A 14,862-nucleotide genomic window follows, 5' to 3' on the forward strand; every position below is an offset into this window, starting at 1 on the left:
TGACACCCTGACACCTGGTTTTTGGCGTCCGGTTCCTTTAACCTGAACCAGATCAGGCAGCAGGCGGGCAGAAAAGACTCTAATCAACAATACAGTGATATAACTTATAATCCGCAAATTGTTATTGGCGATTTATAGAAACTATGGGGAGGAAAATAAAAACAATAGTAGAATAATATTTTTATAAGTATAAAAAAGGAGTGAAACTGTATAGTGAGGGGAATTTTTAAAAGAGCTGTGGTTTTGGGCCTGGTTCTAGCCTTAATGTTGTCTGCCTGTGCGGCGGCACTGGCGGTCGATCCTCCCAAAACTGACAGCCAGCTTCCCGCAGTAGTGCCGTTGTTTCCTGATGTAAAGGCTGCGGACGGCAATGCGGTATTCATTAATTATGCTGCCAAAAGGGATCTAATCAAAGGGTTTCCCGATGGAGGTTTCCATCCGGCGGAAGCTTTAACCAGAGCCCAGGCAGCCGTACTCCTGGTTAAAGCTGGAGGGATAAAAACCGGGACCAAGCAAACCACCACTTTTAAGGATGTGCCTGCTTCCCACTGGGCATTTGCCAGCATAGCGGCAGCCAGTGAAGCGGGTTATCTCAAGGGCTTTCCCGATGGGACTTTCAAGCCTGAGCAAAAACTCAGCCGTGCCCAGGGGATAAGCCTTTTTTTGCGCCTGTCCAAACAGAGAATGGATCAGGCTGAATTACCTGCCTTACTCGATATGAGTAAGGACCACTGGGCAGCGCCTTCGGTCGCTACGGCTCTAGAGGCTAAAATGATAGGGTTAAGTTCGGACAAGAAGAATTTCTATCCGGATGCTGATCTTAGCCGCGGGGATCTGGCTCGGGCTTTAGCCATACTGCTGACAAAAGACCCCGGTTTATACCAGACTCCTCTTAGCCCCAGCCTTAGTGTTAAAAGCGGGGATGTTAAAATAGGTTCTGCAAACGCCAGCGGGGCTGCGGTTCTAAAAACAGGTGACATTATAGATACTGGCGATAAAGGGGAGGCAGAAATAACTTTCCCGGACGGCAGCGGTTTATTATTGAAAAGCAATACTATACTTGTAATAAAGGAATCCAAAGGCCGGGCTTACATAAAGGCTGATGGAAATCCTGGAACCGCAGTGGAGAGCTTGAACGTAGAATTAAAACAAGGCAAAATCTTCGGCGCTCTGGCTTCCAGGATAAATGCTAATCCCGAAACCGCCAGGGCGGATGATCTTCGCGGTAAAATATCGTCTCTGGTAGCCAGCCTGGGAGACAGACTTGCCAGGATGCTGGCTGCCAATGATAAAGAAGCACCCTGGTACAAGACCGCTGAACAAAAAAAGGTTAAAGTCAAGGTGGATATGCCCTGGGGTATTGCCGCTATCAGAGGCAGCTTCTGGAGTAATACGGTCTCATCATCGTCATGTTCCACTTCTCTTTTGGAAGGCGATGCCAGCATGACAGCAGGAGGGGGCAGCCAGTCGCTGGCGCCTGGACAAGCCAGTACGGTAGGTTCAGCAGGCGGAACTCCCTCTGTTCCTACAGTAATGTCCGCTTCTGAAAAGAGCGCCTGGGCTCAAGAAAAGGGTTGGGTGCAGAGCCGTGCGGAAGCCATCCAGAACAACCAGGAATCCATTCAGACCCAGATAGCCCCGGGAGAAAAAGCCGCGATTCCAAGCACATCAATAGTTGAAACTGTAAATCAGGCTTTGAGTCAGGCTCAAACCGGAGCAGTGCCGACTACCCCCGCTTCGGGCGGAACCGGAGGCGGCGGCAGTTATACGCCTTACGTCAGTATCAGCGGATTAAGTGATGTTAGTATGTCTGTTTACAGCGCAACCTATCAGACCGTAAGTTTCACTACCAGCCCAACAGCGGATGTAGTAACTGCCGTATATGGCACTCCTGGCATTGTTTGCCTGGGAACACCGACAATTAACAGTTTGGATATATATCCCATCACAGCCGGAAAAACCACTGTAACGATAACTGCCAGCAAAACCGGCTATACCAACGGCAGCGGCACATTTAACGTAACTGTTTACAACCCATTGGGTCAAGTTACGGGCGTAGCCTGGCAGCCATCTCCCAACTGCCGTAAGATTTCCTGGAATACAGTCCCCAACGCTTCAGGTTATCTTGTCAAACTGTTGAAAGGGGCTGCGGTTGTATATCAGACCACCGTGGCTTCAAGTTCATGGGAAGCTGATTTTACCACCCAGATAAACAACGACATCATAGCCAACGGAGCTGGTGCCTATACGGCCAAAGTCACAGCTGTCGGCAGTATGACCGCACCTGACTATTATGGTAATGGACCTGAGTCTGCGGCCTCATCACCGCGCAGTTTCCTGGCTCAGGTAGGTACCCCGACCTGGACTTCAAGTAATCAAATTAGCTGGAACGATGTATCCAATGCCACCTGTTACACAGCCAGTCTATATCAGGATGGCGGGACAACAGCAATTGAAACCCAGAATATAAGCCCAGGCGTACAAACATGCACTTTCGCTGGAGTGAGCACCGGGCATACTTACACCGCTACTGTACAAGCAGTTGGTGATGGAACCAGCTATTTTGATGGACCGATATCAGCCCAATCGGGTGCAAAAACACTGCTGGGTCAGGTAACGGGCCTGAGTTGGTCCGGAACTAACTTGAACTGGACGGCATTAACAACTGCACCTTCCAGTTATGAGGTAAAGCTTTACAAGGTTGGCACTCCAGATACCCTATCAGGTACCTTCTCTACAAGCGGTACTACCAAAGACCTGAGCAGCAGTTTGACAGTTCCGGGAGAATACTATGCTACTGTTCAAGCTAAAGGGAACGGGTCCGATATGTCGATGGTCAAGTTTCAGCTGCTTCTACCCATATTATTGTTCTAGATAAAGTTGCCACACCAACATGGACGGCAAAAACCAGACAGTTGAACTGGGGGTCAGTTGCAGGCGCTTCTAGTTATCAAGTTGTACTAACGGGGCCTAGTGGAACAAAGACCTACAGCTTTGCTGGCAGTCCGCAATTTATACCTGACAGTGATATGTCTGCTGCCGGGGCTTATACTGCAACTGTTCAGGCTATAAGCAATAATCCCGCATACCTGAATGGCCCGGCTTCTGATAGTTCAACGCCAATGACAGTACTAAACAAAGTTGCTAAGCCCACCTGGACAACCGATACAGGTATTATTAACTGGGTGGATGTGGATAACGAAACGTCATATACGGTAACCTTACTGAAGGATGGAGCACCATTAGAAACTGTTACAAAAACTGCAGGAAGCATATCACATCCCTTTGGCGGTACTATTGCATTGAATGGAGCAGGCAATTATAGCGTAACTGTCCAGGCGATAAATTCTGGTACTGATTATATCGATGGCCTGGCTTCGGATGCATCTGAGGAAAGGACCGTGGTACAACTTGATTTAGGAGCAGATCCTTGGTGGGGAGGAATAACAGGACATGTTATTTACTGGAATAATATAGACAATGAAACAGGCTATCAGGTCATACTTAAAAAAGACGGTAATGTAGTTGAATGCCAAAACATCGAAAGTACTACTGCTTACTGGTATGATTTTGATTACCGAATGAATGGAGTAACCGGATCATTTACAGTTGATGTTAAAGCTTTAGGTAATGGAACAAATTATGCCAATAGCATTCCCAGGACATCAGCAGCACATGTTCATTAAAAAACAGTAAAACCAATTTTTTGCCCTCGCTTCGGCGGGGGCTTTTTTTTGGACAAATACACGGGAATGGTTTATGGCGCGAAAAGAAATTGGTGAAGTAGAATTTTTAAGCGGATTAAATCATCTTTTATATCTAATGGCTATATAATTTTAGATATTATGGTTGATATTGTAATTAAAATATAATACATTATATTTGATAGTAAATAGAAGTGTAAGTAATATATGTAAGATATAATCCGGGATAAGCTGATTAAGGCGAGAGGGGATATTATGATAGGGATAACCGGGTACTGGCGTGGAAAGAAACTAGGGAGATTAACCATGGTCATTTTGGCCTTGCTCATTCTGTTGGGCTCGTGTCCCATGCCCCTGCAAGCCGGCAGAATCTCCCTTCCCCACCCATCAATGCTAATGCCATACCAATAGTAAATACTACTCCTGCTGCAGGAGCTAATGCTGGTCCAGCAGGAAGTTCTGCTTCTACCCCTTTGCCTTTACCCGCCATATCCTTGTCCGCTGCAGATACACCCGGTTTTAGCACAGAAACCAATTCATTTTCATCTCCCTATTCCAGCCTTAATAATTCCGCTCCTCCCGATGCTACTACCGAGGCTAAAGTTGAAAGATTATTAGTTAATATGCCCCTGCTATTTATCGAAAATCAGGGTCAGACAGATAAACAAGTCTCCTACTACATACAGGGAAGACAGGGCAGTGTGTACTTCACTTCGCAGGGCATGACTATGACCTTTGTGAAAAAAACGGATTTTCCTGAGCAACCCGAACGGGGCTGCCCATTCGGAATAGACAAAACGGAAAACATTCCCCGAAGCTGGACCGTGAAGCTCGACTTCATAGACGCCTACCCTGGCGTAATTCCCCGGGGCCAGGAAAAGGCTGAAACCCAAATATCCTATTTCAAAGGTGAAAAAGATAAATGGAAAACCGGACTCCCCACTTATACCCGGCTGGTCTACGCGGACCTGTGGCCAGGCATCGATCTCGTATTTTACTGTGAAGGCAGTACCTTGAAATATGAATTCATTGTTCAGACAGGAGCCGACCCTGCGAATATCCGCCTGGCCTGGCGGGGCGCGGAACAGGTCAGTGTCAACCAAAAGGGCCAGATGGAAATTAAGACCCCCCTGGGCAGTTTCGCCGATGACGCCCCCCTTGCCTGGCAGGTAGAGTCAGGAAAGCGGTCTGCAGTTAAAGTCAGTTATTGCCTGAACCAAAGTCAACAAGATAATACCCAATGGGGATTCAATCTGAACACCTACGATACAAACAAGCAGCTTATTATTGACCCGGCAGTAATAGATTACTGTGGCTATATAGGTGGATCCGGAATGGACTGGGGTAGTGGTATAGCGGTGGACAGCTTAGGGCGGGCTTATGTAACGGGACGTACGGATGACGGTACAGGATTTCCCGTCAGCGCAGGAGCATTAGATGATAGCCATAATGGCAACCCAGATGTTTTTGTGGCCCGGGTAAATGTTAACGGTACGGCTTTTGAATACTGCGGCTTTATCGGCGGTTCACAATGTGAATGGGGCGAGAGAATTGCAGTGGACAGCATCGGGCGGGCCTATGTAATTGGACCTACGAATTCGACCCAAAATCTTGGTTTCCCTGTCAGCGGAGGTCTGTGTATTACTCATAAGGGTATGTATGATACTTTTGTTGCTCGAATAAATCCTGATGGTTCAGTATTAGAATATTGCGGTTATATCGGAGGCTCAAATTCAGACTGGGGTAAAGGTATCGCGGTTGATAGCACCGGGCAGGCATATGTAACAGGTTATACACAGTCAGCAGACTTTCCTGCCAGTGTTAGGGGGCTGGATAGCAGCTACAATGGAGGATGTGATGCCTTTGTTGCCCGGATAAACGCAAGTGGCACCGCGCTGGACTACTGTGGCTATATTGGCGGTTCAGGGGATGATATCGGACGAGGTATAGCTGTAGATAGTATCGGGCAGGCATATGTAACAGGAAATACAGAGTCTAACAGTGGATTTCCAATTGGTCTGGGAGCATTTGACAACAGCTATAACGGGAATCGGGATGCTTTTGTGGCAAAGGTCAATGTTAATGGTACCGCCCTAGATTATTGCAGTTATATCGGCGGTTCTCAGAATGATGAGGGTTTTGGCATCGCGGTAGATGGCAGCGGACGGGCTTATATAACAGGAGATACATGGTCAGCGGATTTTCCCTTTATAGTCGGGCCAAACGCCAGTTTTAATGGCGGAGTGCAGGTATTTGTTGCTCGCATAACTTCTGATGGAAGCAACTTAGAATATTGTGGCTATATAAATGAAATTACTGCCCGTAGTATTGTGATTGACAGCAATAACCGGGCATATATAACCGGCGGTTGTTACGCCTTTGTTGCACGGGTGAAGGATGATGGGAAGGCACTCGATTACCTCATATATATCATGGGCACCTCAGGAAACCATCACAGTCAAGGGATAGCATTAGACAACAGCGGTCGAATATATGTAGCAGGTTCTACCGACAATTATAACTTTCAACCCGTTGTGGGGCCCGATACCAGCTTTAATGGTGGACAATCTGATGCCTTCGTAGCACGGGTTTGTTTTCTAAGCAGCCAAAGTGATATTATATCCTTTACCCTTCCTCAGCAGACCGGGGCAGCGACCATAAATACTACTGCCCATACCGTAAACATCGAAGTGGCCTATGGCACTGACCGCAGCAGCTTGATACCTACGATTGGCATATCGGAAGCGGCGGTTATAGATTATACCTACGGAACACCCTTAAACTTTACCAATCCTGTTAATTTTACTATCACAGCCGAGGATGGCAGCATCCAGACCTGGACTGTCACCGTTACCGTTCATCCACCATCTACAAATGCTAACCTTTCCAACATTACTATTAGTGATGGCACGATTACACCAGGTTTTAACCCTGCTTATGCAAGCTACAATGTCAGTGTTCTTAATAGTGTAACTAGCATCAAAATAACCCCCACAGGGCAAGATTTTACAGCCAATATAAAGGTAAACGGCAATGATGTTGCAAGTGGTGCAGCCTATGGTCCGATCAATCTGAATGTGGGTAATAATCTCATAACAATCCTGGTAACAGCCGAGGATACAAGTATAACAAAAACCTATAATGTCACCGTCACCCGCGCGGCTTCAAACAACGCTTATTTATCCAAGCTTGATCTCAGCTCAGGCATACTGAATCCTGGATTTTCTGCTGGTCATTACAGCTATACTGCCAGTGTTGCTAATTTGGTCAGCAGTATAAACATAACCCCCACAACACAGAACAGTAACGCAATTGTAAAGATAAACGGCAATGCTGCCGTTAACGGGGCACCCTATGGACCTATCAACCTGGTGGTAGGGCCCAATACCCTAACGATTTTGATAACAGCCCAGGATACGATAACAACCAAAACCTATACCGTAACCGTTACCCGACTTCCTTCCAGCAATGCCGGCCTGTCAGGTTTGAGCCTAAGCAGCGGCATTTTGTCTCCGGGTTTTAATGCAGGAACTACTACATATACCGCCAGTGTGGACAACGATATAGCAAACGTAAGCATAACTCCCACTCTAGATGACAGCAACGCTTCAGTAAAAGTAAATGAGAGTATTGTCACCAGTGGCACTGCTTCCAATCCCATATACTTAAATGTGGGAGACAACATAATAACAGTTTTAATAACAGCCCAGGATATGACAACAACCAAAACCTATACCTTAACCGTTACCCGACTTCCTTCCAGCAATGCCGACCTGTCAGGTTTGAGCCTAAGCAGCGGCATACTGTCTCCCGGCTTTGACGCAGGAACTACTAACTACACCGCCGTAGTCGGCAATGAAATAACCAATCTGAATGTAACCTGTGTAACTGAGAGTGTTTATGCTACATTAACTATAAACGGCAACATCGCTTTTAGGGGTGTACCTTATGGCCCTGTCAATCTGGCAATAGGGGCCAATCCTATAACTATATCCGTAACCGCCCAGGATAATGTTACCACTAAGGGTTATACACTAACGGTTCATCGTGCTCCTTCCAGCAATGCCAGGCTTTCAGAACTGAGCCTCAGTCAGGGTGATCTGATTCCAGCGTTTGATCCTGCTGTTATGAACTATAGTGTAAATCTGCCTTACACCGCAGATCGACTCATCGTCACCCCCACCGTATCGGACAACGTATACGGAGCTGTGACTGTAAACAATCAGGCTACAGTCAGCGGAGTGCCTTTCGGGCCTATCAGCCTCAACCACGGTAGCAATATCATTGATATTAATGTAACCGCCCAGGATGGCAGCAGTCAGACCTATACCATAAATGCCAACCGCGCTATCAAACCTTTAAGCAATGCCGATCTGGCCAACTTAAGCCTCAGCCAGGGAAGATTGATCCCAACATTTGCCCCCGGTATAACTTCATACCGTGCCTATGTGACCCCAAATAATACAAGTATTAATATTACCGCTACCGTGGCCGAATCAGTTTATGCCAGAGTCACAATAGATAATACCCCTGCGATCAGCGGGTCAGCTTTTGGGCCAATAAATTTAAATATAGGTAACAATAATGTGGTTATTAGGGTTACCGCCCAGGATGGCAGCCTAAAAGACTATAACCTTATTGTTATCCGACTTAACAACAATAGCGATTCTTCACCCCAGGGTAATAACGGAGTTATAGATTCTAGAGGCGGCAGTGCAACTGGGTTAAATGTAATTGTAACCATACCTCCCGGTGCGGTGGAAGAACGTATAAGAGTAGAAATCAGCAGGGTTGTCGATACCAGTTGGCTCAAGCTTGTTGATGGGGCCAAAATAATCAGCGATGTTATGGAAATCGTTAAGGATAAAAGCTGCAATTTCAAGAAAAATGTAACCATCAGCATTAAATTTGATCCTAGTAGTGTAGATGAAAGCAAATATGATCTTAAAATATGTTATTATGATAACGATAAGCAAAGCTGGGTTCCTTTGGATAATAATATGATTGACAAAACCACTCAACAGGGCAGCGGTGAAATAAACCACTTAACTAAATTCGCCCTGATAGCCTTTCCGAGAACAGCCGCCGTCCCAACAATACAGCCATCGTTAGCAGTCTCTGCCAATAGTGAAGGCGTTGAACTAAATGATATTTCCGGGCACTGGGCAGAAAAGACAATTCAAGAACTAATAGACATGGAAATAATAAGCGGCTACCCGGACGGTAGTTTTAAACCTGACAAAATTATCAGCCGGGCCGAATTTGCGGTTATACTGGTGAAAGCTTTAAGATTGCAACCTTCTTCAGGTAAAACCTTTAAAGATTCCTATTTACACTGGGCCAAAGATTATATCAGCGCTGCTTATGCAGCAGGAATTATTAAAGGATTTAATGAGGATAACTTTGGTCCTGATGAAAACATCATTCGCGAAGAGATGGCGGTAATGATATTTAAAGCAGCCCAAATTGCCCCTGTCAGCGAAATTAAAAATTTCAAAAATCTTATCAAGATTTCAGGCTGGGCCAGGGAGGCCGTGGCTGCAGCTATTACTGCAGGCATAATAAAGGGTTATCCTGACGGGAGTTTTAGGCCCAAGGCCAAAACTACCCGGGCCGAAGCGGCCAGCATAATTATTAGGATAATAAAATAAAAAGTATTAGTACCCAAGTATAGCACCCAAAAACCATGAATCCCCTTTAGAAAGGGGATTTTTTCACGCAGGGCTTAACTGACAGGTTAATCATGTTTTGCATTTTGAGCACAGAAAGATTACAAAAAAACAGGGAATGCGGACCTGTAAAAGCAGGGAAAAACATCCTGGATAGCGAAATAAGGGTTAAAGTTTCTGATTTTTCTGGCAAGATGCCATATTGCCGGCAGGGAATACCGTAATAATTTATAGTGGGGGTTTGAGCAATGAATAAGGAGCAGACAATGGATTACCATGTTAATGCTATCAAAGACCTGGCCAGAACCCAGCCCCGTTCATTGGGTGCGGAAATCGAAAAGCTAGCCCGGGATAAACCTCTGCATACAGCCATTTATTATGAAGAACGTAAAATAAATTATCAGGAATTTAATAAGCTGGCCAATCGCTATGCTAATTATTTTTTCAACCAGGGCTTTAAGAAAGGTGATGTAGTAGCCCTGCTCATGCCAAACCGCCCCGAGTATTTGACAGCGGTGGTCGGCCTTAGCAAGTTGGGCGTGATCGTCGCGCTTATTAACAGCGAGGTGCGGGGCGAAGTTTTGGCGGCAGGAATCAATATGGTTGAGGCCAAGGCCGTTATCATGGGGCATGAATTCGTGGAACTATACCAGACCATAGCTGAGAGGATAAGGCTGCACTTCCCGGCCCGCCTTATGGTGGAAACGGAAGACCAGGCGGTTTTGCTACCCGAACATTATGAAGATTTGAATAAACTTTTAAAATCAGCTGCTGAGGATAATCCTCCTGTCACTGCTGATATTAACAGTGATGATATTCTGGCCATAATCTTTGCCGCAGGGACCTTCGGAGACCGCAAAGCGGTACCGGTCTTGCAGAAGAGATTTTTAAGCGTTGGACATAAAGCCGGCGCTTTTTGCCATATGAATGGTGATAGGGTCTTATATATGAGTCTGCCGCTGCATCTGAACAGCGGTTTCAATGTTTGTTTTGGCAGTATGGCAGTCAACGGCTGCAGTATGGTTATAAAGAAGCGTTTTTCGGTGCACCAGTTCTGGGATGACATCCGTAAGTACCAGGCTGATTACTTCGTAGGTGTGGGCGAAATGTGCCGCTATATTTACAGTTTGCCGGAGCTGCCGGGGATGCAGATAATCCGCTGGATACTGTAATTTGCAACGGCATGTGGGGCGGTCTGATTGAACCATTTCGCAAGCGTTTTAATTTGCGGCATGTTATAGAAATTTACGGTACTACTGAGGGAGTGGGGAGTTTTATAAACCATGAGGAAGTCTTGGACAAATGCGGCAACCTTACTTTGGGAGGCATGCGCCAGGGAGAAGTAGCCCGGTGCAATTTTGATACCGGTGAATTAATGCGCGATGATAATGGCCGCGTTTTAAAATGTGAACCAGGCCGCGTGGGGGTATTACTCTGTGAAATCAATGATTTGAATCCGTTTACGGGTTATATCAACGATGAAGAAGCCACTCAGGCTAAAATAGTCAAAAATGCCTTCCAGGATGGCGATGAATATTTTAATACCTATGATCTGGTTGAACTTGACGAGGGTGAATACATTTCCTTTGTGGATCGCCTGGGGGATGCCTACCGCTGGAAAGGCAAAACCGTGTCTGCCCATCAGGTAGCTGATGTTATTATGAAATATTTTGGTCCAATAGAAGATGCGACGGTTTACGGGGTGAAAATACCGGGATTTGAAGGTCGCTGCGGTATGGCGGCGATTAAGTTCCTCGAAGGAGAGAAGATGGAATGGCCCAAGTTTCTGCAATATTTGAACAACCGTATGCCTGAGCATGCCCGGCCCCTGTTTTTCCGTGTCATTGACCAGATCGAAGGGGATGAATTACTGGAGGACTGGAAAATGAACTTTAAGAAAGACGGTTTCTCGCCTGAAGTGGTCAAAGACCCTATGTTTTACCTGGACCCGGTGAAAAAAGCCATTATGCCTCTAACCCCGGAGGTATATAAAGACATCGTGGATAATAAGATTCAGTTTTAGAACATTATACACCTGTTGATTGAGCCGAAGACGGAAAGGAATGGTGTGAATGAAATTCGATAATATGGATGAACTGCTGGATATCACCCACGACTATCTTTTAAAAGTAAACCCTTTTTATCGGGAATTTCTCAAAGCCTATCGTTATTACAGCATATTGGACAGTATACAGCATTCTGATCAGGGTTGGTCGACAGTGAATAACGTAATCTATGAGAATCAAACCCTGCGTCTCAGGCATTTTCCCAACCGGCGGAAAAAAAGTGAGGAAAAAAGGCCGGTCCTGATTTTGCCTCCTCAAGCCGGACACCATTCTAATTTGGCTGACTATTCGGCGGCTCAAAGCCTGGTAAGGGTCTTTCACCAGTATGGTTATGATGTGTACGTTTGCCACTGGCTGTCAGCAACTCCTGAATATAAGGACCTGGGAATGAATGATTATATTCGCCTAACCGATGAGGCTGTAGACCAGATTCGTGAACGCACCGGGGTTTATAAAATACACATAGTGGGGCAGTGTCAGGGAGGATGGCAGTCGGCTATTTATACCTCCCTGCACCAGGATAAAATATCGACCCTGGTAACAGCCGCTGCGCCTATTGACCTTTATGCCGCTCCTTCGGAAATCGTGGACAATGCCCAGCTGCCGGATGAGTTTTTTGAGTTCCTGGTGGCCCGGGGCAATGGACTTATGAACGGCAAGTTCATTCTCTGGGGCTTTAAAAATATGCAGGCTGAGGAACATTATGTACGCAAATACTTCAGACTGTGGCAGATGATTAAGGACGGGGACGAAGACGCCATTAAGCGATTTATCCATTTTGAGAATTGGTATGAGTATACCCAGTATTTGCCGGGTCGTTTTTACCTGGATATAATCAAACACATATTTAAAGGCAATAAGCTTACCAAGCCGGGCAGTTTTTCTCTGGATGGCAAGCCCGTAGATTTGCGCAATATCACTTGCCCGGTTATCATTATGGCTGGCAAGAAAGATCATATTACCCCGCCGCCGCAGGCCTTTGCCCTGAAAAACCTGGTAAGCACACCGCCCGAGGATGTAGTGGAAATACTGACTGAAGGCGGGCATATAGGCACTTTGATGGGAACTGAAGCCCTGCGTGAAGATTGGACCGCGGTGAATGAGGTATTAAAGCTGGCTATATAATCCGCATATTGCATGAGAGCATTTGCGATATTTATCATATAATAGAACAATATTATTATACCGGTTATATACCGGTATTACTTTTGGGAAAATGAGTGATTCACCACAGATTTGCACAGATGTCCTTCACAAATGGACACAGATTCTAATTAAAAACTAAAACGCAATCATATTCTTTTCACTAAGAGCTTTGATAATACAGTACCTTTTTAGGTTGAATCATAAATAATTATCTGTGTACATCAGTGTTAAATCTGTGTTTATCTGTGGTTAATCGGGTCCCTAACTTTAAGGTTAATCTAAACTGGAGGATGGGTGTTTGCGCAGAATCAGGATGGTCATAGAATATGACGGCAGTAATTACCATGGGTTTCAAATCCAGCAAAATGCTCACACCATACAGGCTGAGCTGGAGAAAGCCATCCAAAATCTTACCGGCGAAAAAACCACCTTGATGTTTGCGGGGCGCACCGATGCTGGAGTACATGCCCTGGGGCAAGTAGCCGCCTTTGATACCAACTCCAGTATCCCCCCCGAGAAATGGCGTTTTGCCTTAAACAGTTTTTTGCCTCCGGATATTATAATAGTACATAGTGAAGAAGCTCGTCCCGATTTTCACCCCCGTTTTCATGCCGTGAAAAAACGGTACCGTTACTTGATTTACCGACAACGGGAAGGGGCCGTATTTTATCGCCGTTATGCCTATTGTAATGATGAAATTCTGGATCTGGCAGCAATGAATCAAGCCTGTCAGCATATTAAAGGGCTGCATGATTTCAGTTCTTTTTGTGCCAGTGGCTCTGCGACCAGGACGTTTGAACGCGAGGTCACAGAATGTTATGTAATCGAAGAAGATGGTTTTATTAAGCTGGAAATAGAAGCTAACGGCTTTCTATATAATATGGTGCGCATAGTCACCGGAACGCTTCTAAATGTGGGCCGGGGAATATATACTCCCCAACAAGTAGCCGATATAATCGCTGCCCGCGACCGCAACCGGGCCGGAGCCACCGCCCCCCCGCAAGGCCTCTACCTGGTGCACGTAACATATCCGGAAAATTAACCACAGATAAACACAGATTTTACACAGATACACACTGATGAATCCATAATCGACATAAAAAAGTAATTAAATTTAAAAGTGGTGCGCTATCAAAACGTGCAATGTCAGGAGAATGACTGCATTTATTTTTTAAAATAAAATCTGTGTCTATCTGTGAAATCATCTGTGTGCATCTGTGCTGAATCGTACTTTTAAATTTTTACCGGGGTTTTATTGACAAGCGGGCTGGATTTTGGCTATCATATAAAGGCAGTCTTTATACCTGTGCCTGTTTCCGCCCCGTTAACAGGTTGGTGACCAGGTAGAAAAGGCCATGATCGTTTAGCTACAGGAGGGGAAGACGTTGAAAAGCTATATGGCCAAGGCCGAGGAAGTCGACCGTAAATGGTATGTGGTAGATGCCTCAGATCAGACATTGGGTCGTCTGGCTTCCGAAGTAGCCGCCATCTTAAGAGGAAAACATAAACCCATCTATACCCCGCATGTTGATACCGGGGATTTCGTAATCGTTATCAATGCTGAGAAAATCAAGCTTACCGGCGATAAATTAAACCAAAAAATGTACCGCCATCACAGCGGCTATCCCGGTGGCCTGAAGGAAATGGATTATCGCACTTTGCTGCAGAAAAAGCCCGAAAAAGCTATTGAGCTTGCAGTAAAAGGAATGCTTCCACATAATCGCCTGGGGGACAAAATGTATCGTAAACTCAAGGTTTACAAGGGCAGCGAACATCCCCACCAGGCTCAAAAACCTGAAATTCGCGAGCTTAGAGGTTAAGGAGGGTCGATATGGCAGCCAAGGTACAATACTGGGGAACCGGAAGAAGAAAATGCGCTGTAGCCCGGGTTAGATTGGTACCGGGTAACGGCAAAATTATAATCAATAACCGCAATTTCGAAGAATTCTTTCCTAATCGCACCAGCCGCTTAATAGTTCAGCAGCCCCTGGAGCTTACCCAGACCATGGGACGTTTTGATGTCCTGTGCCGTGTACAGGGCGGAGGGGTATCCGGACAAGCCGGAGCGGTGCAAATGGGCATTGCCCGCGCGCTTACCAGGGCTAATCCTGATTTGAGGCCTTCACTCAGGAAAAACGGTTTCTTAACCCGCGACCCGCGTATGAAGGAAAGAAGAAAATACGGTCTGCACAAAGCCAGAAAAGCTCCGCAGTATTCCAAACGCTAAAATGCAACCAAAAACCTCCCAGACAGGGAGGTTTTTATTGTATAGGAAAG

At 45.9% G+C, this 14,862-nt stretch carries 9 protein-coding genes; all 9 read left to right on the forward strand.

What is annotated here, in order from left to right:
- The first annotated feature begins 213 nt into the window (after nucleotides 1-213).
- The 9 genes from JCM14374_RS08875 to rpsI all read left to right on the forward strand — a co-directional run bounded on the left by JCM14374_RS08875 (nucleotide 214) and on the right by rpsI (nucleotide 14,812).
- The gene (locus JCM14374_RS08875; protein WP_054696219.1) at nucleotides 214-2,874 is read left to right on the forward strand and encodes an S-layer homology domain-containing protein; all 2,661 of its coding nucleotides are present in this window, start codon (nucleotides 214-216) and stop codon (nucleotides 2,872-2,874) included.
- A gap of 155 nt (nucleotides 2,875-3,029) precedes the next feature.
- Nucleotides 3,030-3,686 (forward strand): hypothetical protein, encoded by a 657-nt coding sequence (locus JCM14374_RS08880; RefSeq protein WP_054696224.1) that lies wholly within the window; start codon nucleotides 3,030-3,032, stop codon nucleotides 3,684-3,686.
- Nucleotides 3,687-4,177: 491 nt separating this feature from the next.
- Complete coding sequence (locus JCM14374_RS08890; protein ID WP_083453989.1) at nucleotides 4,178-9,355, forward strand: cadherin-like beta sandwich domain-containing protein; 5,178 nt, start codon at nucleotides 4,178-4,180, stop codon at nucleotides 9,353-9,355.
- A gap of 266 nt (nucleotides 9,356-9,621) precedes the next feature.
- Complete coding sequence (locus tag JCM14374_RS15295) at nucleotides 9,622-10,545, forward strand: AMP-binding protein (protein ID WP_054696232.1); 924 nt, start codon at nucleotides 9,622-9,624, stop codon at nucleotides 10,543-10,545.
- Nucleotides 10,482-11,396 carry an acyl-CoA synthetase family protein gene (locus JCM14374_RS15300; RefSeq protein ID WP_054696235.1) on the forward strand — a complete coding sequence of 305 codons (915 nt, stop codon included), beginning with the start codon at nucleotides 10,482-10,484 and terminating at the stop codon, nucleotides 11,394-11,396. The genes JCM14374_RS15295 and JCM14374_RS15300 overlap by 64 nt, the downstream gene beginning before the upstream one ends.
- Before the next feature lie 49 nt (nucleotides 11,397-11,445).
- Nucleotides 11,446-12,564, forward strand: a complete 1,119-nt coding sequence (locus JCM14374_RS08905; RefSeq protein WP_054696238.1) for an alpha/beta fold hydrolase — start codon at nucleotides 11,446-11,448, stop codon at nucleotides 12,562-12,564.
- Between the two features lie 319 nt (nucleotides 12,565-12,883).
- Nucleotides 12,884-13,627 carry a tRNA pseudouridine(38-40) synthase TruA gene (truA, locus tag JCM14374_RS08910; RefSeq protein ID WP_054696242.1) on the forward strand — a complete coding sequence of 248 codons (744 nt, stop codon included), beginning with the start codon at nucleotides 12,884-12,886 and terminating at the stop codon, nucleotides 13,625-13,627.
- Nucleotides 13,628-13,982: 355 nt separating this feature from the next.
- Nucleotides 13,983-14,405 carry a 50S ribosomal protein L13 gene (gene rplM, locus JCM14374_RS08915; protein WP_054696416.1) on the forward strand — a complete coding sequence of 141 codons (423 nt, stop codon included), beginning with the start codon at nucleotides 13,983-13,985 and terminating at the stop codon, nucleotides 14,403-14,405.
- An 11-nt stretch (nucleotides 14,406-14,416) separates the two neighbouring features.
- The gene (gene rpsI, locus JCM14374_RS08920) at nucleotides 14,417-14,812 is read left to right on the forward strand and encodes a 30S ribosomal protein S9 (RefSeq protein WP_054696245.1); all 396 of its coding nucleotides are present in this window, start codon (nucleotides 14,417-14,419) and stop codon (nucleotides 14,810-14,812) included.
- Nucleotides 14,813-14,862: the final 50 nt, after the last annotated feature.

The sequence above is a fragment of the Syntrophomonas palmitatica JCM 14374 genome, assembly GCF_001311885.1.
Classification (GTDB): domain Bacteria; phylum Bacillota; class Syntrophomonadia; order Syntrophomonadales; family Syntrophomonadaceae; genus Syntrophomonas_A; species Syntrophomonas_A palmitatica.

What these genes read in the sequence shown, in the direction of transcription:
- JCM14374_RS08880 (WP_054696224.1), top strand. Translation starts at nt 3,030, where the DNA reads ATGTCTGCTGCCGGGGCTTATACTGCAACTGTTCAGGCTATAAGCAAT.
- JCM14374_RS15295 (WP_054696232.1), top strand. Translation starts at nt 9,622, where the DNA reads ATGAATAAGGAGCAGACAATGGATTACCATGTTAATGCTATCAAAGAC.
- JCM14374_RS08905 (WP_054696238.1), top strand. Translation starts at nt 11,446, where the DNA reads ATGAAATTCGATAATATGGATGAACTGCTGGATATCACCCACGACTAT.
- rplM (WP_054696416.1), top strand. Translation starts at nt 13,983, where the DNA reads ATGGCCAAGGCCGAGGAAGTCGACCGTAAATGGTATGTGGTAGATGCC.
- rpsI (WP_054696245.1), top strand. Translation starts at nt 14,417, where the DNA reads ATGGCAGCCAAGGTACAATACTGGGGAACCGGAAGAAGAAAATGCGCT.